This is a genomic window from Sinorhizobium sp. GQ132, assembly GCF_059758575.1.
Genome location: NZ_JCAXDX010000003.1, coordinates 112,159 through 131,365, shown reverse-complemented (window position 1 = coordinate 131,365; position 19,207 = coordinate 112,159). Strand labels below are relative to the sequence as shown.

At 63.0% G+C, this 19,207-nt stretch carries 17 protein-coding genes; 9 read left to right on the top strand and 8 right to left on the bottom strand.

All coding sequences use genetic code 11. From position 1 onward, the window contains the following. Nucleotides 1–108 precede the first annotated feature (108 nt). The 3 genes from glcF to AC6CIG_RS08915 all read right to left on the bottom strand — a co-directional run bounded on the left by glcF (nt 109) and on the right by AC6CIG_RS08915 (nt 4,188). The gene (gene glcF / locus AC6CIG_RS08925; protein ID WP_437408291.1) at nt 109–1,401 is read right to left on the bottom strand and encodes a glycolate oxidase subunit GlcF; all 1,293 of its coding nucleotides are present in this window, start codon (nt 1,399–1,401) and stop codon (nt 109–111) included. Nucleotides 1,402–1,534: 133 nt separating this feature from the next. Then, nucleotides 1,535–2,752 carry a glycolate oxidase subunit GlcE gene (gene glcE / locus AC6CIG_RS08920; RefSeq protein ID WP_437408290.1) on the bottom strand — a complete coding sequence of 406 codons (1,218 nt, stop codon included), beginning with the start codon at nt 2,750–2,752 and terminating at the stop codon, nt 1,535–1,537. After that, on the bottom strand, nt 2,749–4,188 hold the full coding sequence (locus tag AC6CIG_RS08915; protein ID WP_437408289.1) for an FAD-binding oxidoreductase: 1,440 nt from the start codon (nt 4,186–4,188) through the stop codon (nt 2,749–2,751). Before AC6CIG_RS08915 ends, glcE begins: the two co-directional genes overlap by 4 nt. 199 nt (nt 4,189–4,387) lie before the next feature. Here AC6CIG_RS08915 and AC6CIG_RS08910 point away from each other — a divergent pair, with 199 nt between their 5' ends. Further along, a complete protein-coding gene (locus AC6CIG_RS08910; RefSeq protein WP_437408288.1) occupies nt 4,388–5,284 on the top strand; it encodes a LysR family transcriptional regulator in 897 nt (298 codons plus the stop codon). 1 nt (nt 5,285) lies between these two features. Here AC6CIG_RS08910 and AC6CIG_RS08905 read toward each other — a convergent pair whose 3' ends face one another. Continuing rightward, on the bottom strand, nt 5,286–6,554 hold the full coding sequence (locus AC6CIG_RS08905; RefSeq protein WP_018094324.1) for a DUF3422 family protein: 1,269 nt from the start codon (nt 6,552–6,554) through the stop codon (nt 5,286–5,288). 214 nt (nt 6,555–6,768) lie between these two features. Here AC6CIG_RS08905 and AC6CIG_RS08900 point away from each other — a divergent pair, with 214 nt between their 5' ends. The 6 genes from AC6CIG_RS08900 (at nt 6,769) to AC6CIG_RS08875 (ending at nt 13,266) form a co-directional block, all read left to right on the top strand. After that, nucleotides 6,769–7,560: a FadR/GntR family transcriptional regulator gene (locus AC6CIG_RS08900; protein WP_437408287.1), complete on the top strand. Its 792-nt coding sequence runs from the start codon at nt 6,769–6,771 to the stop codon at nt 7,558–7,560. Between the two features lie 275 nt (nt 7,561–7,835). Then, complete coding sequence (locus AC6CIG_RS08895) at nt 7,836–8,315, top strand: NUDIX hydrolase (RefSeq protein WP_437408286.1); 480 nt, start codon at nt 7,836–7,838, stop codon at nt 8,313–8,315. 207 nt (nt 8,316–8,522) lie between these two features. Continuing rightward, nucleotides 8,523–10,028: an inorganic phosphate transporter gene (locus AC6CIG_RS08890; protein ID WP_018094321.1), complete on the top strand. Its 1,506-nt coding sequence runs from the start codon at nt 8,523–8,525 to the stop codon at nt 10,026–10,028. 16 nt (nt 10,029–10,044) lie between these two features. Beyond that, nucleotides 10,045–10,782, top strand: coding sequence for a 16S rRNA (uracil(1498)-N(3))-methyltransferase (locus AC6CIG_RS08885; protein ID WP_437408285.1), 738 nt, complete (start codon nt 10,045–10,047; stop codon nt 10,780–10,782). A 136-nt stretch (nt 10,783–10,918) separates the two neighbouring features. Beyond that, nucleotides 10,919–12,292: a glutamate--cysteine ligase gene (locus AC6CIG_RS08880; protein ID WP_379938735.1), complete on the top strand. Its 1,374-nt coding sequence runs from the start codon at nt 10,919–10,921 to the stop codon at nt 12,290–12,292. A gap of 140 nt (nt 12,293–12,432) precedes the next feature. Continuing rightward, nucleotides 12,433–13,266, top strand: coding sequence for a DUF937 domain-containing protein (locus tag AC6CIG_RS08875; protein ID WP_437408284.1), 834 nt, complete (start codon nt 12,433–12,435; stop codon nt 13,264–13,266). A gap of 330 nt (nt 13,267–13,596) precedes the next feature. On the opposite strand, the gene AC6CIG_RS08870 is transcribed toward AC6CIG_RS08875, so the two are convergent. Continuing rightward, the gene (locus AC6CIG_RS08870; RefSeq protein ID WP_018094318.1) at nt 13,597–13,893 is read right to left on the bottom strand and encodes a DUF1127 domain-containing protein; all 297 of its coding nucleotides are present in this window, start codon (nt 13,891–13,893) and stop codon (nt 13,597–13,599) included. 210 nt (nt 13,894–14,103) lie between these two features. Between AC6CIG_RS08870 and AC6CIG_RS08865 the strand changes: the two genes are divergently transcribed. Beyond that, complete coding sequence (locus AC6CIG_RS08865) at nt 14,104–15,054, top strand: LysR substrate-binding domain-containing protein (protein ID WP_018094317.1); 951 nt, start codon at nt 14,104–14,106, stop codon at nt 15,052–15,054. A gap of 81 nt (nt 15,055–15,135) precedes the next feature. Here AC6CIG_RS08865 and katA read toward each other — a convergent pair whose 3' ends face one another. After that, the gene (katA, locus tag AC6CIG_RS08860) at nt 15,136–16,620 is read right to left on the bottom strand and encodes a catalase KatA (protein WP_437408283.1); all 1,485 of its coding nucleotides are present in this window, start codon (nt 16,618–16,620) and stop codon (nt 15,136–15,138) included. Between the two features lie 174 nt (nt 16,621–16,794). Here katA and oxyR point away from each other — a divergent pair, with 174 nt between their 5' ends. Next, nucleotides 16,795–17,748: a hydrogen peroxide-inducible genes activator OxyR gene (gene oxyR, locus AC6CIG_RS08855; protein ID WP_437408282.1), complete on the top strand. Its 954-nt coding sequence runs from the start codon at nt 16,795–16,797 to the stop codon at nt 17,746–17,748. Here the strand turns inward: oxyR and AC6CIG_RS08850 are convergent, their stop codons facing one another. After that, the gene (locus AC6CIG_RS08850; RefSeq protein WP_324762985.1) at nt 17,749–18,624 is read right to left on the bottom strand and encodes a dienelactone hydrolase family protein; all 876 of its coding nucleotides are present in this window, start codon (nt 18,622–18,624) and stop codon (nt 17,749–17,751) included. Nucleotides 18,625–18,738: 114 nt separating this feature from the next. Then, the gene (locus AC6CIG_RS08845) at nt 18,739–19,155 is read right to left on the bottom strand and encodes an MAPEG family protein (RefSeq protein WP_437408281.1); all 417 of its coding nucleotides are present in this window, start codon (nt 19,153–19,155) and stop codon (nt 18,739–18,741) included. Between the last annotated feature and the right edge of the window lie 52 nt (nt 19,156–19,207).

Below are 19,207 nucleotides of genomic sequence, written 5' to 3'. Positions count from 1 at the left end.
CCGCACGCGGGGAGAGGGGACAGGGACCTCTCCGCGAGTCCCATCTTCCACTCAAAACGGGAGAAGGTGCCGGCAGGCGGATGAGAGGCCCCGCTCACCCCCTGACTGTCACAACCCCGCCGGCTTCGGACCGCCATAGGCCCAGTCGAGCAGCTCCACCGTGTGCAGGATCGGTATCTCCGTGCCGCTGGCGATCTGGGTGATGCAGCCGATATTCCCGGTGGCGATCACTTCAGGCTTGGTCGCCTCTATATTTCTGACCTTCCGCGCCTTCAGCTTCGCCGAGATCTCCGGCTGCAGAATGTTGTAGGTGCCGGCCGAACCGCAACAGAGATGACCCTCCGCCGGCTCGCGCACCGAAAAGCCCGCCCGTTTAAGGAGCTGCTTCGGTGCCGCGGTGATTTTTTGTCCATGCTGCATCGAGCATGCGGAGTGGTAGGCAACGGTGAGATTCCGTGCTCCCTGCTCCGGCAGGTCGAGGGTCGCGAGATATTCGGTGACGTCCTTTGCCAGCGCGGAAACCCTCGCAGCCTTCTCAGCATAGGCCGGGTCGAGCCGCAGCATATGGCCGTAATCCTTGATCGTCGTCCCGCAGCCGGATGCGGTGATGATGATGGCGTCGAGCCCATCCTCCTCCGCCGCCTTCAGCCAGACATCGATGTTGTGCCGGGCAGCCTTCAGCCCCGCCTCATCCCGTCCCATGTGGTGTACGAGTGCCCCGCAACAGCCCTCTCCCGCCGAAACGACGACCTCGACTCCTTGGCCCGTGAGCAGACGGATGGTCGCATCGTTGATTTCCGGCCGCAGCACCGGCTGCGCGCAGCCGGTCAGAAGCGCGACGCGGGCGCGTGGCGTGCCCTTTGCCGCGTAGACCGCCGGCTTTGCCCCCCGCGATGCCGGCAGCGCGCTCGGCGCCAGATCGAGCATGACGCCGAAGGTCCTGAGGAAGGGAACCCTCTTCAGCAATCCGGCGAGCGGGCGCGCAAGACCGGCAGCCCCGAGCGCCAGCCGGAACCGTGACGGATAAGGAAGAGTGGCGGCAATGACGGCGCGGGCGAGCCGGTCCTTGAACGGCCGCTTGTAGGTCTTCTCGATATGGGCGCGGGCGTGGTCGACAAGATGCATGTAGTCGACACCCGAGGGACAGGTGGTCAGGCAGGAAAGACACGAGAGACAGCGGTCGATATGGGTGACCGTCTCGCTGTCTGCCGCACGGCCGTTTTCGAGCATGTCCTTGATCAGATAGATCCGCCCGCGCGGACTGTCGAGTTCGTCGCCGAGAACCACGTAGGTCGGACAAGTGGCCGTGCAGAAACCGCAATGCACGCATTTGCGCAGGATCGTTTCGGATTCGGCGACATGCGGGTCGGCGAGCTGCTCAGGGGAGAAGTTGGTCTGCAACCGAGTACTCCATGTGGCGCCTTGCGCCTTGGATCACTTTGATCTCCGTCGGGCTGGCCGGAAATCGCCATGATCGATTCTCTTCGTCTTAGGCCGATCTTTTAGACCGCACGATGGCGAAAGGTCCCTTCGCCTAGTTCTGGAGCAACGCGGCCGCGCGCCCTGGATTGAATATGCCCGACGGGTCGAATTGGGCGCGGATACGTTCCGATAATTGTGCCACGGCCGGGGACTGCGGTTCGAAGGCCGGAATGCGGCCGCGCGCCTCCTCGTCGGCACGCAGAAGCGCCGCATGTCCGCCGCCGACCGCGCCGATATAACGGCGGAGCAGTTCCGCCTCCGGGTCTGCCTCCATGCGCAGCCAGACCAGACCACCCTGCCAGTCGTAGAAGGCATCGACGCCGGTCTGCAGGCGCAATGCGGCGACGAGCTGATGGCCCGCGGAAGGGGCGACCGATACGCGCCACAAAGGCCGTCTGGTGCCATCGGCATAAGGCTTCACGTCGCGGATTTCCGTCCAGAGGGTTCCTGTCTGCGCCTCGTCGAGTTGCGAAATCCGCCCGAAGCGCGACAGTTTTTCGCCGAGCTTCTCCGCCCGAATGGCAACGGATGCCGCAAGGCCTTCGAGCCGGAGCACCGTTGCGGCGCCATCCGGCAATACGCCGTCGAGAAAGCGGCTGCGCACGCTTTCCGGCAGGTGCGACGCACCCGAAACCTCCACCGGCTGCGCCATGGCCTCCGCCATCACCGCAGCGGCTTCCGCATCGTTCAGCCCGGAGACGACGACGGTCGCCGCCGCCGGCGGGAGTGGCTGCACCTTGAAGGTGACTTCGGTCAGAATGCCGAGCGTGCCGTAGGACCCCGCCATGAGCTTGACGAGATCGAGCCCGGTCACGTTCTTCATCACCCGGCCGCCGGCCTTGATGAGTTCTCCCCGGCCATTGACGAAACGCACCCCGAGCAAGCTGTCGCGAGCGGCACCGGCGACGTAGCGGCGAGGCCCGGAGACATTGGCGGCGAAGACCCCGCCTATCGTGGGTTCGCCCGTCGTTGCGAAAATCGGCCGGTGGTCCATCGGTTCGAAGGAGAGCATCTGGCCCTTGGCGTGCAGTGCCGCCTCGACTTCGGCGAGCGGCGTTCCGGCAAGCGCACTCATGGTCATCTCGGCCGGGTCATAGGTGACGATGCCGGAAAGACGCCTGCTCGAGAGCGTTCTGTCAGCACGCGTGGGATTGCCTAGACCTGCGCGCGTGCCGCCGCCGACTACGGCGAGCGTGACGCGCTCGGCCGCCGCGGACCGCACGACGGACGCGATCCCCTCCTCGCTTGCCGGCTCGAAATGGACGATCATGCCGCGGGCCGCCCTTCGAGCGGAAAAACCTTCGACGGGTTCATAAGCCATTGCGGATCGAAGGCGGCGCGCGCCGCCATCTGCTGGCCGAGATCGGCCCTGCTGTACTGGTGCAGCATCAGATCGCGTTTCTCGATGCCGACGCCGTGTTCCCCGGTCAGGCAGCCGCCCGCCTCGACACAGAGCTTCAGTATGTCGTTGCCGGCAGCTTCCGCGCGGGCAGCTTCCTCCGGATCATTGATGTTGTAGAGGATCAGCGGATGCATGTTGCCGTCGCCGGCATGGAAAACATTCGCAACGCGCAGGCCGTAGCCGGCGACGATCTCGCCGGTCCGCCTCAACACATGGGAGAGCTGGCTCAGCGGCACCGTTCCGTCCATGCAGATATAATCGGCAATCCGGCCGGTTGCGCCGAAAGCCGACTTACGCCCCTTCCAGATCAGTGCCGCTTCCAGAGCCGATTGCGATTCCTTGATCGTCATCACGCCGTGGCGGCGGGCGATCTCGATAATGCCGGCGAGCATTGCGTCCATTTCGGCCTCGGAGCCTTCCACTTCGACGATCAGCAATGCTTCGACGTCGAGGGGATAGCCGGCCTGGGCGAAAGCCTCGCAGATATCGATCGCCGGCTTGTCCATGAATTCGATTGCGACGGGGATGATGCCCGATCCGATGATATCGGCGACGCAGCTGCCGGCGGACTCGGAGGAGGCAAACCCGAAGAGGACGGGCCGCGCTCCCTCGGGCTTCGCAATCAGCCGCACCGTCGCTTCCGTGACGATGCCGAGCTGCCCCTCCGAACCGCAGACGAGCCCAAGCAGGTCGTATCCCGGCGCGTCGAGCGCCTTGCCGCCGAGTTCGATCACGGTGCCATCGAAAAGCACCATCTTGACACCCAGAAGGTTGTTGGTCGTAACCCCGTACTTCAGACAGTGCGCGCCGCCGGAATTCATCCCGATGTTCCCGCCTATTGTGCAGGCGAGCTGCGAACTCGGATCCGGCGCATAGAAGAAGCCGTCGGCCGAAACTGCATCGGAAATATTGAGATTGGTCACGCCCGCCTGAACCGTCGCCGTGCGGTTGAACAGGTCGATATCCAGGATGTGCGACATCTTCGAAAGACCGACGACGATCGCGTCCTCCTGAGGAATGGCGCCGCCGGAGAGAGAGGTGCCGGCGCCCCGCGGCACGATCGGAATGCCGTAGCGGCTGCAATATTTGAGCACCGCGGCCACCTGCTCCGTCGTCTGAGGAAGGACGACCGCGAGCGGCATCCGCCGATAGGCGATAAACGCATCCGTCTCGAAGGGCTTGAGGCCGCGCTCGTCGCTGATGAGGCCGCCTTCCGGCAACAGATCGGCAAGATCGGCGACGATTTCCCGCCGACGGTCGAGGACGGCCTGCCTTGGCTTCAGAAAGCCGATCGTCTCCGGCATGAGCGCCTCCCATTCACAGCAAAGTGGTATTTTTTGCTTACCACTAATGCATGTCGCCCAAAAGTGCGCGGCGGACTTGAGACGAGGACATACACAAGCAATGACCTCAGCGCATCCCGCTCTAACCTTTTACAGGGCTGGACGGACACCCGGCAAATGTTAATGATCTTTTCGCCTTTGGAAACAATGATCAGGATTGATGACGAATCTAGGCGATCTCGAGATTTTCGCGCGGGTGGTGTCGACCGGCAGCATGTCGGCGGCGGGACGCGCGCTCGGTTTTTCCGCAGCCGTGATTTCCAAACGTATCAAGCGGCTCGAAGACAGGCTGGGCACGCGGCTCCTGCAGCGCACGACTCGGCAGATTTCGCTGACGGAGGCCGGCCAGGGTTTCTATGACCGCGTTCTCGGCATTCTCGCCGGTCTGGAGGAAGCGGAGGCCTATGCTTCGGGCCGCTCGTCCCAGGTCCAGGGGACTCTGCGCATTTCCGCGCCGACCTCCTTCGGCCGCATGCACCTCGCACCGCATCTGACCGGTTTCATGAAGGACCATCCCGACCTGAAGCTGCACATCGTGCTGACCGACGATTTCACCGACATCGTCGCAGAAGGTTTCGACCTCGCCATTCGAATAGGCGAACTCAGCGATTCGAGCCTCGTCGCCCGTAAGCTCGCGCCGGTGCGCCGGCTTCTCTGCGCGGCACCGAGCTATGTCGCCCGTCATGGAGCGCCGACGGAGATCGGCGAACTCGCGCATCACATCTGTCTGCCGGCGCACAACAACGACAACTGGAAGCTGGAGGGGCCCGACGGCAGCCTCTCCTACCGGCCGGAGGGACCGCTCGTCACCAACTCGTCGGAAATCATCCGCGAAGCGGTGATTGCCGGTGCCGGCATCGCCCTGCGGTCCACCTGGGACATCGGCAGGGAACTTCGGGAGGGTCGCCTGGTTCAGGTGCTGCCGCAATGGGAAGGATCGCACAAGCTGACGCTTTCGGCGGTCTATCCGAGCCGGCAATTCCTACCGGCCAAGGTCAGGCAGTTCATCGACTATCTCGCCGCACTCTACGGCCCGGTGCCCTACTGGGAGCAATAGACTATCCGTGCTCGTCGTGATGCCGGCGAATGCGCCGGACCACCAGCCAGACCCCGGCGACCGCGAAGGGAACGGCGAGGCCCGTCAGGAGACCGGGATCAACGGGTATTTCATGACTGACGGCCTTGGCGAGGTAGCCGAAGAGCCCGACGACATAATAGGAAATCGCCGCCACCGACAATCCTTCGACGGTCTGCTGCAGGCGCAATTGCAGCTTGGCGCGGCGATCCATCGAATTCAACAGGGCGCTGTTCTGCCGTTCCAGTTCGACGTCGATCCAGCTTCTCAGGAGAGCCGTAGCGCGGGCGAGCTTGCGCGAAAGGTTCGCCTGCCGCTCCTCGACCGACTGACAGGTGCGCATTGCCGGCGCCAGCCTGCGCTCGAGGAAGGTGCCGATGGTCTCGTAACCGGGCACCGGCGTCTCGGAAAGCGTGCGGATGCGTTCCTGGACAATGCCGTAATAGGCGCGGCTGGCGCCGAAGCGATAGAGGCTGAGGGCGGCACCCGCTTCGAGATCGGCGGCAAGGCGGGTGATCTCCGCCAGCATCTCGTCAGCCTCCTCGCGGACGTTTTCCTTCATGCGCTGCGTTACCGCCGTCAGGCCGTCCTCGGTGCGGCGGATCTCCGGCGACAGCGACTGTGCAAGCGGCAGGCCGAGAATGGCAAGCGTGCGGTAGGTCTCGATGTCGAGCAGGCGCTGCACCAGGGCGCCCGTTCCCGCCTCCGTCATGCCGCGATCGATGACCAGCACCTGGGTCAGCCCGTCGCCGTTCTGGCGAAAGTCGGTCAGGAGCACCGCCTGGCCATTCTTGGTTTCGCTGTAACAGAGGCTCGTGGGATCGAAAGCCGCGATCGCCTCGCGGGTCTCCGGCGTATCGGGACGGATTTCCAGACGAACTCCGGAAATCAGCGAGCCCGGGGGCGAAAAACCGTCGCCGAACGGATGGATCGGCACCTCGCCGCCGAAGCTTTCCGGCGCGGGCGCGTCCCAGAAATAGGTGGAGAATTCCGTGTGCCGCTCCCAGCGCAGCGTTCCCTGTCCCCAGGGGATCGCGTGGTGATTGGCGTCGCGACCGGGCGGGGCGATGCCGCGCGAGCGCGACAACTCGGACATCACGGCGTGATCGACGATCGACCCGCCCTCCGTCATGAAGGCGAGTTGAAAGATGACGCGCGGAGTCGTCACCAGTGCATAGGGCCGTGAATGGACCTCGCCGAGCGCCTGGGCGCGCATGGGCGCCACCGGAAATGCAAAACTGCCCTTTGGCATGAAGCGCTTCTTCCCCCTCACGCATTCATCATCACCTTCTTATCAACGGATAAGGTAAAAAGAACAGGGCGCTTTGACGCAGTTCGATCTTTGTCAACACCGGCAGAGTGGACAATCAATTTGACCACTTGATGGGTCCTGTTAGATTGCCGAATGGAAGCGGAGGCCGGCGACACCTGTGCACAATCCCCTTGGCGCTCCGGGAGACGTGGCTGTGACCGAAGACCAGGACGACCTTTATGCCCGTATCAGCCATAGCCGGACGGCCGACGAGGTGGTGCAGCAGATCGAGCTTCTGATCCTCGAGGGGGTGTTACGCGACGGCGATCGCCTGCCGGGCGAGCGAGAACTCTCCAGGCGCTTCGACGTGTCGCGGCCGATCCTGCGTGAGGCGCTCAAGGAGTTGGAGGCGCGCGGTCTCGTCGACAGCCGGCATGGCGGCGGCACGTTCGTCGCCGATGTGGTCGGTCAGATCTTTTCCAAGCCCCTGATCGAGCTCATCGGACGCCACCACAAGGCGACCCAGGACTATCTCGAATACCGGCGCGAACTCGAAGGCTTGACGGCGGAACTGGCGGCGTCCCGCGCAACCGACTTCGACCGCGACATTCTTACCCGCGTCATCAAGCGCATGCGCGCCGCACACGAGAGCGGCAACTTCGCCGAAGAACTCGAAGCCGATATCGAACTGCACAATGCCATCGGCGAAAGCGCTCATAATATCATCCTGCTTCACACCCTCAGGGCCTGTTACAGGCTGCTGACCCAAGGCATCTTCTTCCACCGCAATTCCGTCTTCGACGCGCCCGGCGCGCGCGACCAGCTTCTCGCGCAGCACGAGGCGATCTATGCGGCGATCATGGTCGGCGATCCGCAAACCGCAAAGGCGGCCGCGCAGAGCCACATCGATTTCGTCGCCACGGCGGCGCGCGAGGCCGAGCGCAGCGGAGAGTGGGTGCGCATTGCCCGTCTGCGCCTGCAGCAGCGTGATCGCGCGGGTTCCTGACCGGTCGCGGGCCCGACAAGCGCAAAAGTACGGATGGCGAGTGCCCCTTGGTAAAATTCCAGCCGATTTCCTACATATGGTCGTATGGGACAGTGGTTCTGTCGGAACCGCGACTCCGCGCTTTGCGTTAGTTGGGTGATGTATAGTCCCGAAAAGGAAGAGCGTGAATCCGAATGAATGCGGCGCGTTTGACGAACGCATTTACAGCGGCATGCGACGGTTCATACTCGGGTTGCGCGCGGCAACCACTGATTCGTTGAGGAGTATGGGGAATTTTGAACTTTCTGCACCGGCTCGCTTCTGATGTGCAACTTATGCTGCGTCGCCCGGCGCGAATGCAGTATGCGGCGCTGTGCTATCGCCTTGCCAGGAAGACGAATGCGCTGGAAATCCTGGTAATCACCAGCCGCGACACAGGCCGGTGGGTCATCCCCAAGGGGTGGCCGATGCAAGGCAAGCAGGCACACGAGGTTGCGGAGCGCGAGGCCTACGAGGAAGCCGGGGTGAAGGGCAAGGTGCAAAGGGCCGCCATCGGCGCCTACGTCTATCAGAAGCGGATGGACCACGGCCTGGAGATCTCCTGCAAGGTGCAGGTGCATGCGCTCGAAGTCGAGGACTTCTGCAAGAACTTCCCGGAGAAAGGCAGCAGGCGGCTGGAATGGGTCGACTATCGTGAGGCGGCAAAGCGCGTCGCAGAGCCTTCGCTGAAAGAGCTTATCCTCGATTTCGGCAAACGCCTCGACCCAGACCCGTAGCAGCGGCCGAAAGCCTCCAGCAACTGACGGCGAGGCGGAAGTCCACGGCATCCGCCCCGACGACTGGTCGAACACGCAAGCTCGCCGCAGGCTGCGACATGCCGGCTCGGGTAACGCCCCGGCCGAAGCCCCTCGCCCCTCGTCAATTCCTCTTGAATACGCCCGTTTGTGCCGCTACTGGCGAATGTTACAGTTGGAGAACAGCCATTGGCCAAGCCGCGACCGCGCCTCGAAAAGCTGACGCTGGACAAGGATCTCGACAAGTTCAGCCTTGCCGAGGAAGCGTCGCATCACGTCATGCGCAGATTGGCTGCTCCCGGACTTGCCGCTCTCTTCCTGGTCCTCAGCATGGGTTTCGCGGCGAGCTATTTCACGGGCGCCTCCGGTGCGGCCGTGGTGGTGGCAGCAGCGGCGGTCGCGGGCTACATGGCGATGAACATCGGCGCCAACGACGTCACCAACAACGTCGGAGCGGCGGTCGGCGCAAAGGCGATATCGATGCCGGTGGCGCTGGGGATTGCGGCGGTGTTCGAGATCGCCGGAGCGCTGATCGCCGGCCGTAAGGTCACGCTGACCGTAGAGGCCGGGATCATCGACGGCACGCAAGTGGTCGGCGCCGAAGGGCTGGTCTGGGTGATGCTCTCGGCGCTTATCTCATCGGCGATCTGGATCAATATCGCGACCTACTCGCGTGCGCCCGTTTCGACGACGCATTCGCTCATCGGCGGCATTATCGGCGCAGGCGTCGCCGCCGCCGGGCTTTCCAGCGTCAAGTGGTGGGCGATCGCCGGCATCACAGCGAGCTGGACGATTTCGCCCGTGCTCGGCGGGATCATTGCCGCACTCTTCCTCGCCTTCCTGAAGGAGTTCGTCATCTATCGCGATGACAAGATCTCGGCCGCCCGGCGCTGGATGCCTGTCGTCCTCGGCGTCACCGCCGGTTCGTTCACCGCCTATGTCGCGGTCTTTGCAATCGACCATCTGGCTTCTGTTCCGCTTCCGACCGGCCTGGCGATCGGCGGACTGGCCGGGATCGTTTGCTACATCGTGTCGAAGCCGTGGATCCACCGCCAGTCGGAAGGCCTCGAAAACCGCAATCAGTCGCTTCGCAAGCTGTTCCGCCTGCCGCTCATCTTCTCGGCCGCCCTGCTCTCCTTCGCCCATGGCGCAAACGACGTATCGAACGCGATCGGCCCGCTGTCGGCGATCGTCTCGGCTGTCGACGGCGTGATCTCGACCGCGGATTCGGAGGCGCCCTTCTGGGTACTCCTCATCGGCGCACTCGGCATTTCGGTGGGTCTTCTGCTCTACGGTCCGCTGCTGATCCGCGTCGTCGGCGAGGAAATCACGCGTCTCAACCCGATGCGCGCCTTCTGCGTGGCGCTTGCGACCGCCGTGACGGTTCTGCTTGCCTCGGCTCTCGGCCTGCCGATCAGTTCCACCCACACGGCGGTCGGCGCCGTGTTCGGCGTCGGCTTCTTTCGCGAGTGGTACACGCGTCACTCGCAACGGCGGCTCGAATATGTCCGGCGCAAGACGGGCCAGACCGAATTCATGGAAAAGGGCGAGGCGAACTTTGCGGAAGTGCGCCGCCGGCGCCTGGTGCGGCGCTCCCACTTCCTGACCATCGTCGCCGCCTGGGTCATCACGGTTCCCGTGTCGGCGCTGCTCTCGGCCTTTCTCTATCTCGTCCTCTCCGGTCTGTTTCTCTAGAAGGTACCCGATACCGATGCGCGCCAATTTCCGCATGCAGCGACTGTTCATCGAGAACCCGCTCCACGCCGGAGCGAAACACGAAGCCACCAGGGAGCAGTTCAACTATCTCATCAACGTCCTGCGCCTGGGTGAAGGCGCATCGCTCCTGGTCTTCAACGGCCGGGACGGCGAATGGCGGGCGGAGATAGCCATGCCTTCGCGCAAGCAGGCGGTTCTCGTCGCGGTCGAGCAGACGCGCCCTCAACCCGCCCCTTGCGATCTCGTCTACCTGTTTGCGCCTCTCAAGGTAGGGCGGCTCGATTATCTCGTGCAGAAGGCGGTGGAGATGGGCGCCGGCGTGCTGCAGCCGGTCATGACCCAACATGTCCAGGGAAAGATCGGCAGCCTCGAACGCGTTCGCGCCAACGTCATCGAAGCGGCGGAGCAATGCGGCGTGCTCGGCATCCCGGCAGTCGAGGAACCCCGCAAGCTCGGGGACCTTCTCATGGACTGGCCGCGCGACCGGCGCATCGTCTTCTGCGACGAGGGAAACGACAGCCAGAATCCACTGCCCATCCTCGAGGCAATTGCCGAACGCCGGCTGGCGCTCCTGATCGGGCCGGAGGGCGGCTTTTCGGAGGCGGAGCGGGATCTGCTGCGGAGCCGTGACTTCGTGACGGCGATCCCTCTCGGGCCGCGCATCCTGCGCGCCGACACCGCGGCAGTGGCTGCGATGGCCGTCATTCAGGCGACGCTCGGCGACTGGCGATGATGCGTCCATCCGCTTGCTCCTAGTTTTTTTGAGGGCATCTTGAAAGAAATTGACTTGCGCCGCACTTGATTACGGTTCAAGCACTCCATCCGATCCTGCTGACCCCGCAGGAGCCGCCCAGGCAAAGAAGACGAATATGGCCCGAGACACTACCGACCAGACGCCGGTTACCTCTGTCGCTGAACTGACCGCCTATCTGGCATCCGGATCGAAGCCGAAGGAAAAGTTCCGGATCGGCACCGAACATGAGAAGTTCGCCTTCTTCAAGGCGGACAACAGCCCGGTGCCCTATTTCGGCGAGGCCAGCATCCAGGCGCTCCTGAACGGTATGGCCGAAAGGAACGGCTGGGAGCCGATCGTCGACGAGGGGAATGTCATCGGCCTTGCCGAGCCCTCGGGCAATGGAGCGATTTCGCTCGAGCCGGGCGGGCAATTCGAGCTTTCCGGCGCGCCGCTCGAGAACCTCCATCAGACCTGCAAGGAATCCAACCAGCACCTTGCCGTGCTTCGGGAAATCGCCGAACCGCTCGGCATCCGTTTCCTCGGCATCGGCGGCAGTCCGAAATGGAGCTTCGCCGAGACGCCGCGCATGCCGAAGTCGCGCTACGCCATCATGACGCGCTACATGCCCAAGGTGGGCAGCAAGGGCCTCGACATGATGTATCGCACCTGTACGATCCAGGTTAACCTCGACTTCTCCTCGGAAGAGGACATGCGGCGGAAGATGCAGGTCTCCCTGAAGCTGCAGCCGCTCGCCACCGCCCTCTTTGCGAGCTCCCCCTTCACCGAAGGCAAGCCGAACGGGCTGCTTTCCTGGCGGGGAGACATCTGGCGCGATACCGACAACCGGCGCTCAGGCCTGTTGCCGACGGCCTTCAAGCCGGACTTCGGCTTCAGCGACTATGTGGAATGGGCGCTCGACGTCCCCATGTATTTCGTCGTCCGCGACGGTCATTACCATGACTGCACCCACGTCACCTTCCGTCAGTTCATGAACGGGGCGCTGAAGGGCGAAATCGCCGAGTGGCAGCCGACGATGGGCGACTGGACCAATCATCTGTCGACTCTCTTTCCCGACGTCCGTCTGAAGCGTTTTCTCGAAATGCGCGGGGCAGACGGCGGCCCCTGGCGGCGGATCTGCGCCCTGCCGGCGTTCTGGGTCGGCCTGCTCTACGATGACGAGGCCCTGTCGGCAGCCGAGGAATTGACCCGCGATTGGGGTTACGAAGAGGTCCTGGCACTCAGAGATGCCGTGCCCGCAAAGGCGCTCGCGGCCGAATTCCGGTCGAGGTCGCTTTTCGATGTCGCGCGCGAGGTTCTCGCCATTTCGCGCAACGGCCTCAAGCGCCGCAACCGGCTAAACGGCGACGGCATCGACGAAAGCCAGTTCCTGGCACCGCTTGACGAAGTGCTGGCGAAGAAGGCGACGCTCGCGGAAGACATGCTCTCGCTCTATCACGGCCGCTGGAACGAATCGGTGGAACCGGTTTTCGCCGACTACCAATACTGAGCGGACCCTCTACCCGGACGGAGCGCAGCCGACATGCTCCTTCCGCCCCCCGTCCGGCGCTTCAGAAAAAGCGGTTTCCAGCCCTCCAATTCCCGTTATAGTGCAAGGACATGCGTCGCTCGTCCCGGGAAGGAACGCCAATGGCACCGCTTTTTGACATGTTCGCGCAGGCGCAGAACGGCCACGCCATCGAACTGATGGCTAAACAATTCGGGCTCGCGCAGGAGCAAATGGCGAAAGCCACGGCAGCGCTGATGCCCGCATTTTCCACCGGCTTCAAGTACAATACGACGAACCCCTACGACTTCGGCGCGCTGCTGACGGCGCTCTCGACCGGCAATTACGCCCGGTATTTCGAAGACATGAGCCAGGCGTTCACACCCCAGGGTGTCGCGGATGGCAACGGCATTCTCGGCCAGCTTTTCGGCTCGAAGGAAATGTCGCGCGCGATCGCGGCGCAGGCGGCACAGATGACGGGGATCGGTCAGGAGATCTACAAGCAGATGCTGCCGGTGATGGCGAGCACGCTGATGGGCGGGCTCTTCAAACAGACCACGGGGCAGATGAGCGGTGCGCTCGCCGACAATCCGATGATGACGCTGATGCAGCAATGGATGGAGGCGACAGGCCTCGCCAAGAAGCCCGAACCGCAGTCCAACCCCTTCGACAATCCTTTCACCCAGGCGATGCAGGGCTTCTTCGGCATGGGCAAGCCGGGAGAAACGGGCAAGGCCGGCGATAAGCCGAAAGCAGCCGATCTTTTCGCCGACAATCCGTTCTTCAAGGCCTATGCGGAGATGATGCGGGGCGCCGACACGGCGCAGAAAGCGCCGGCCGACAACCCGGCCTTCGCCCAGTTTTCGCAGGCGATGAACAGTCTCTTCGACAGCGGGCTGGAAATGCAAAAGGAATATCAGAAGAGCATCGACGCGCTGTTCGAGAGCTACAAGGGCGGCTCGGGCGGCAAGGCGTAGCCGCCGGGATTGCCCCTCTCCGCAGGACGGGCACGCGCTCGACTGGCCTCCGCCATGATTTATTCCCAAACTGGAAACATGCCGATAAATCGGTGAGGAAAGCTGCGTCCGAGCACCGCGCCGCTCCTTATCGGAAGCGCAAAAAAGCCCGGTACACGTCTTGGCATGTACCGGGCAAGCAGCAGGGTCTATTGGCTCATACCCTGCGGGGAACTTTCACGACGTGCCATCGGCACGATCCGAAATTCGCGGCATGATCCGCGCGAGGCGAAGATTTCGCAGATCATGCCGCACTGGCGCATCCGAGGCGGCGGGACGCACCATGAGGGGTCAATCGTGGCGCACTCCCCTGTAGAAGAGGTTCGCCCGATTGCGTGAGGCGCGCGTCAGGTAGCTGCCAGGGTTTTCGAAGAAGGCCGAGGTCAGCGCCTCGTGCAGGTCTTCGCGTTTCAAACCCATGTCCAGCAACTGGCGATCGTCGAGATCCTGCAGGCGGGCAATCTGGCAGCGGTTTCGATAAAGGCGCCAGACGGCCGTCAGCACGCCGATGATGCCTGTTGTGCGGGCTGCAGGCGACTGCCTGCTCGCAACGAGGCCGAAACCGGAGGCGTGGTGGGTCGTGCGCATGACGGAACTCCTTTTCGCGGGCACGAAGAAACCCGTCCCCTGCGGGGAGGTTTTTCGCAGGGGCAGGCGGAAATACTTTTGGCGAACCGGCGACTATTTTGGCCGGAAAGATTGACGTGGTTTGCGGATTATCATTCGCAAATCCTTATTGATCAGTCCAACGAATGTTTTTAATGATATTCATCAAACAATCTTATAGGTATTCCGGCCATGTCCGCACCGCTCGATATCGACCAGCTGCAAACCTTCGTAGCAATCGCAGACACGGGCAGCTTCACCAAGGCGGCCGACCGTGTCTTCAAGACTCAATCCGCCGTGTCGATGCAGATGCGACGCCTGGAAGAGCGGATCGGCAAGCCGCTTTTCATGAAGGATGGCCGGGGCAACCGGCTGACCGTCGAGGGCGACAGGCTCCTCAATTTTGCCCGCCGGATGATCCGCCTCAACAATGAGGCAATCGCCTCCTTCGACGACAACCGCCTCGAGGGCACGCTGCGGATCGGCACACCGGACGACTACGCGGACCGCTACATGCCCGAAATCATCGTCCGCTTCGCCAAGACGCATCCGAACGTCGAGCTCTACATCGTTTGCGAGCCTTCGGTGGACCTCGCGGAAAAAATGGCGAAGGGCGATCTCGACATCGCGCTCGTCACCCACAATCCGCGTGCGCGGGCTTCCGACGTCGTACGAACCGAACCGCTCTGCTGGGTCAGCTCCATCAATCATCCGCTGCCCGAGAATGCCCCAATCCCGCTTGCGGTCGGCCGGCGCGACTGTCAGTGGCGGCAGGCTGCCTGCGCGGCGCTCGATGCGACCGGCAAGGAATATCAGATCTTGTTCACGAGCTGGTCCTCGACCGTCGTTGCCGCGGCGGTGCTCGCCGGCATGGCGGTCTCCGTCCTTCCGGAGTCGGCACTGCGACCGGGCATGAAGGTGCTGACGCTGGCCGACGGCTTCCCGTCGCTGGCGCCGGTGCAGATCGGCATCATGAAGCGCCCCGGCCTTTCGCCGTCGCTGTCGAACGCGATCACCAATCACATTACCGCCTGCCTGGACAACATCACGCCGATCACCGTCAACGACGATCTCGAAGGCGATCTCAAGGGCTATCCCCGTTATCCGCGCCTCAGACAGAGCCATATGCTGCCGGGCTGGTGAGCCGCTTACATATCTCCTCCAATGACGAAGGCCACGCCTTGCTGAGGCGTGGCCTTCGCGCTTGCCGGAACGGGCGCCGGACTACTCGGCGGCCGTGCTGATCGTGTCCGCCTCGTAGCCGTGGGCGGTCTTCAGCGCCTGGCGGACGCCCGCCTCGTATTCCGGGTGAACGCGGGCGAAATGAATGAGCTGCCGCTCGATGATCTCGCCCGGGACGCCGCCCATGGCGGCCGCGATGTTGGAGAAAAGGCGCGACTTCTGCCCCTCGTCGAAGAGGTCGAACAGCGCCCGCACCTGAATGTAGTCGTCATTGCCGACGCGGTGATCGTAGCGGGACATGTCGCCGTCTATTCTGAGCGGCGGTTCCTTGGCCAACGGCTGTTCGGCCGGTCCATTGAAGGAGTTCGGCTCGTAATAGGCGTCCGGATTACCGGTGCGGATGCCGCCATAGGTGTTCATCTGACCGTCGCGATGGTAGTGGTGAACCGGGCAGCGCGGCTGGTTGACCGGGATGTGTTCGTAATGCGTGCCGAGGCGGTAGCGGTGGGCATCCGCGTAGGAGAATATGCGGGCCTGCAGCACCTTGTCCGGCGAGAAGCCTATGCCGGGAACGATATTGGAGGGCGAGAAGGCTGCGTTCTCGATCTCGGCAAAATAGTTCTCCGGGTTGCGGTTGAGCTCCAGCACGCCGATCTCGATCGGCGGGTAGTCGGCATGCGGCCACACCTTGGTCAGGTCGAACGGGTTGTAGGGCGTCTTCTCCACGTCGAGCTCCGGCATGACCTGCACCTGAACCGTCCAGCGCGGGAAAGCCCCGTTCTCGATCGCGTAGAACAGTGCCTCCTGATAGCCCTCGCGGGTCTTGCCGATGACCGTCTCGCCTTCCTCGTTCGTGAAGAATTTGTGGCCCTGCTGGGTCTTGAAGTGGAACTTGACCCAGTAGCGTTCGCCCGCGTCGTTCCAGAAGGAATAGGTGTGCGAGCCGTAGCCGTTCATATGCATCGGCGTCTGCGGGAGGCCGCGGTCGGACATCAGGATCGTCACCTGATGCAGGCTTTCCGGCGACAGGGACCAGTAGTCCCACATGGCAGTGGCGGAACGCAGATTGGTCTTCGGATGACGCTTCTGCGTGTGGATGAAGTCGGGGAACTTGTAGGGATCGCGAATGAAGAAGACCGGCGTATTGTTGCCGACGAGGTCCCAGTTGCCTTCCCCGGTGTAGAATTTAAGCGCGAAACCGCGGACGTCGCGCTCGTGGTCGGCGGCGCCCTGTTCGCCGGCAACGGTCGAGAAGCGGGCCAGCATCGGCGTTTCGGCGCCGGGCTGGAGACATTTCGCTCTCGTATATTGCGAGATGTCGCCGGTGATTTTCAGCGTGCCGAAAGCACCCCAGCCCTTGGCATGGACGACGCGTTCCGGAATGCGCTCGCGGTTCTGATGCGCCAGCTTCTCGATGAGCTGATAGTCCTGCAGCATGATGCCGCCACGCGGCCCTGCCGTCAGTGAATTCTGGTTGTCCGGCACCGGCGCCCCGGCGGTGGTGGTGATCGTCGGACGATCTGTCATCACGTCCCTCCTGTTTCGACGTTTCGGCTTCCGAAGCTCCTGAGGAGCGTGACGGCTGAACGACAGCAGCCACGATCGGCACAGCGCATGGAATGCCTTGGCACTGGTTTCTCCCATCCCGCGACGATAATCTCCAATTGTATTTCCTGCTGATTGCGATAAGATTTTCCTATCATGCTGACACTCAGGCAGATGCGTTACTTCGATGCCCTCGCGGCCACTCGCCACTTCGGCAAGGCGGCCGAACTCACCCATGTCAGCCAGCCGGCGCTCTCTGCGCAGATCATGGAGATGGAAGAACATCTGGGTGTGAAGCTGGTGGAACGGAGCCGCGCCGGCGTTTTCCTGACCGTCAAGGGCGAGGAAGTGCTGGCGCAGGTGCGCTCCATCCTCGCGGATGTCGGCAGATTGGAGGAGAGCGCCCGGACAAACACGGGCACTCTCGAGGGGCGGGTCCGCCTCGGGGTAATCCCGACGCTCGCGCCCTATCTGGTACCGAGGCTCATTCCCTACCTGCGCGAACGGTATCCGGCGATCGAAATCGAGCTCAAGGAGTCGCTTACCGACCGGCTCATCGCCGATCTCGGCGACGGCCGGCTCGATGCGGTCGTGGCGGCGCTGCCGGTCGAGGCGGACGGCATCGTCACCCGGGCGCTGTTTTCCGACCGCTTCTATATGGCCGTGGCGGAGAACGACCGGCATGTGCTCATGTCGCCGATGACGGAAGAGCAGGTGGATATATCGCAGCTGCTGTTGCTCGAAGAAGGCCATTGCCTGCGTGATCAGGCGCTGGCCGTCTGCAATACGGCCGGCAAACGGCAGCTCCTGAGTTTCGGCGCCACGTCGATGGCAACGCTTTTGCAGATGGTGGCAAACGGCATGGGAATGACACTCATCCCCGAGATCGCAATACCGAGCGAAGCCGCACGCAACGCGATCCGGATCCTGCCCTTCGCCGCCCCGGAGCCCTCTCGCGAAATCGGGCTCATCTGGCGGCGCAGCAACCCGCGGCCGCGCGACATGGACGCGCTTGCAGACGCCATATCGGCCTGCGCCCGGGAGATCTCACGGGACGCTGCCGCGGCCGGACGGGGCGCGGCGAAAGCTGCGCCTCGTCCAGCCGCATGATCAAGCCAGCTTCGTCTTCAGGAATTCGACGGTCCGCTGCCAGGCGAGGTCGGCCGCCTCCTTGTTGTACCGCGCCGCCGAGGTGTCGTTGTTGAAGGCGTGGTTCACACCTTCATAGACGTGGATCGTCACGTCCTTGCCGTTTTCCGTCAGCGCTTTGCGGTAGGCCTCTATGCCGGCATTGATGCGCTCGTCGAGCCCGGCATAATGCAGCAGCAGCGCCGCCTTGATCTTCGGCACGTCCTCGGCCTTCGCCTGGGCGCCGTAATAGGCCACGCCGGCCTTGAGATCGGGTGCGTTCACGGCAAGCCTGTTGACGAGACCGCCGCCCCAGCAAAAGCCGATCGCGCCGACATTGCCGGTGCTTTCCGCATGGCCTTTCAGAAAGCTCACGGTGGCGACGGCATTCTCATTCGTCTCGGTTGCGTCGAGTGCGCTGATCATCTCCCGCGCCTTGTCCTCGTCGGCCGGTGTCCCACCGTCGGGCGACAGGAAATCGGGCGCAAGCGCCACGAAGCCTTCGAGCGCCATGCGACGCGCAACGTCTCTTATGTGTGGGTTCAGGCCACGATTCTCGTGAATGACGATGACGGCGGGAAGCTTGCCGGACGCATCGGCGGGTCTGACGAGATATCCCTTCATTTCGCCGTCGGCGCCGGGATAGGTGATGTCCTCTCCCTTGATGCGCTCGTCCGTCTCGGCAATCATTTCGGCTTTGGCACTATCGGCAGCCAGCATCGGCGCGATTGCGGCGGCGGCCGCAGCCGTACCCGCGAGCGCCGTCAATCTCTCCATGAAACGGCGGCGATCCAAAGTGAGATGCGTATATTCGTCATAGGCATCGATCATCGCCTGGGTGATGACAGGCTTGTTCATGACGCTCTCCCTGGGGCTATGGCAGATCAAATGTCGCTGTAGCAGGCGGCAGCAGACCACCCGGCGACAGGATAGGTCAGCGGCGCGGTCACGGACTTACAAAACTGCGTTACCTCAGCTCATCGCCATCCAGACGGAAAGCCATGTCCACATCGCGAAGAGCACGATGAAACCTGCCATGAACAGCGGCTGGCGAAAGCGAAGCCGATTGCTCGTGACGTGGATGAAGGCGTGAGCATAACGGAGCGCCACGAAAAGCCAGGCGAGACCAAGCGAGAGGAGATTGTCCGCCTCGGTGATGTAGAGCAGCACGCAGCAGAGATGGAAGAGAACCGGCAGCTCGAACTGGTTCGCGATGCTGTTTCGCACGATAAGGCTCTCGCCCGGCTCGCCGCGGTTTTCCCGGAACAGGGAAGCGTCGATCTCGCCCGACCTGATAAGCGTTGCCCGACGCGTGGAGAGGAGCGCATAAAGCGCAAAGACAAGCGCGGCATGGGCCACCATCGGCCAGAATATTTCGAAGCCTGTCATCGATGCTCTCAGCGTCAGCAATGGACATGGCGGACGCCGGACGGCGCCCGCC

What these genes read in the sequence shown, in the direction of transcription:
- glcE (WP_437408290.1), bottom strand. Translation starts at nt 2,752, where the DNA reads ATGATCGTCCATTTCGAGCCGGCAAGCGAGGAGGGGATCGCGTCCGTC.
- AC6CIG_RS08915 (WP_437408289.1), bottom strand. Translation starts at nt 4,188, where the DNA reads ATGCCGGAGACGATCGGCTTTCTGAAGCCAAGGCAGGCCGTCCTCGAC.
- AC6CIG_RS08910 (WP_437408288.1), top strand. Translation starts at nt 4,388, where the DNA reads ATGACGAATCTAGGCGATCTCGAGATTTTCGCGCGGGTGGTGTCGACC.
- AC6CIG_RS08905 (WP_018094324.1), bottom strand. Translation starts at nt 6,554, where the DNA reads ATGCCAAAGGGCAGTTTTGCATTTCCGGTGGCGCCCATGCGCGCCCAG.
- AC6CIG_RS08885 (WP_437408285.1), top strand. Translation starts at nt 10,045, where the DNA reads ATGCGCGCCAATTTCCGCATGCAGCGACTGTTCATCGAGAACCCGCTC.
- AC6CIG_RS08880 (WP_379938735.1), top strand. Translation starts at nt 10,919, where the DNA reads ATGGCCCGAGACACTACCGACCAGACGCCGGTTACCTCTGTCGCTGAA.
- AC6CIG_RS08875 (WP_437408284.1), top strand. Translation starts at nt 12,433, where the DNA reads ATGGCACCGCTTTTTGACATGTTCGCGCAGGCGCAGAACGGCCACGCC.
- AC6CIG_RS08870 (WP_018094318.1), bottom strand. Translation starts at nt 13,893, where the DNA reads ATGCGCACGACCCACCACGCCTCCGGTTTCGGCCTCGTTGCGAGCAGG.
- AC6CIG_RS08865 (WP_018094317.1), top strand. Translation starts at nt 14,104, where the DNA reads ATGTCCGCACCGCTCGATATCGACCAGCTGCAAACCTTCGTAGCAATC.
- katA (WP_437408283.1), bottom strand. Translation starts at nt 16,620, where the DNA reads ATGACAGATCGTCCGACGATCACCACCACCGCCGGGGCGCCGGTGCCG.
- oxyR (WP_437408282.1), top strand. Translation starts at nt 16,795, where the DNA reads ATGCTGACACTCAGGCAGATGCGTTACTTCGATGCCCTCGCGGCCACT.
- AC6CIG_RS08850 (WP_324762985.1), bottom strand. Translation starts at nt 18,624, where the DNA reads ATGAACAAGCCTGTCATCACCCAGGCGATGATCGATGCCTATGACGAA.
- AC6CIG_RS08845 (WP_437408281.1), bottom strand. Translation starts at nt 19,155, where the DNA reads ATGACAGGCTTCGAAATATTCTGGCCGATGGTGGCCCATGCCGCGCTT.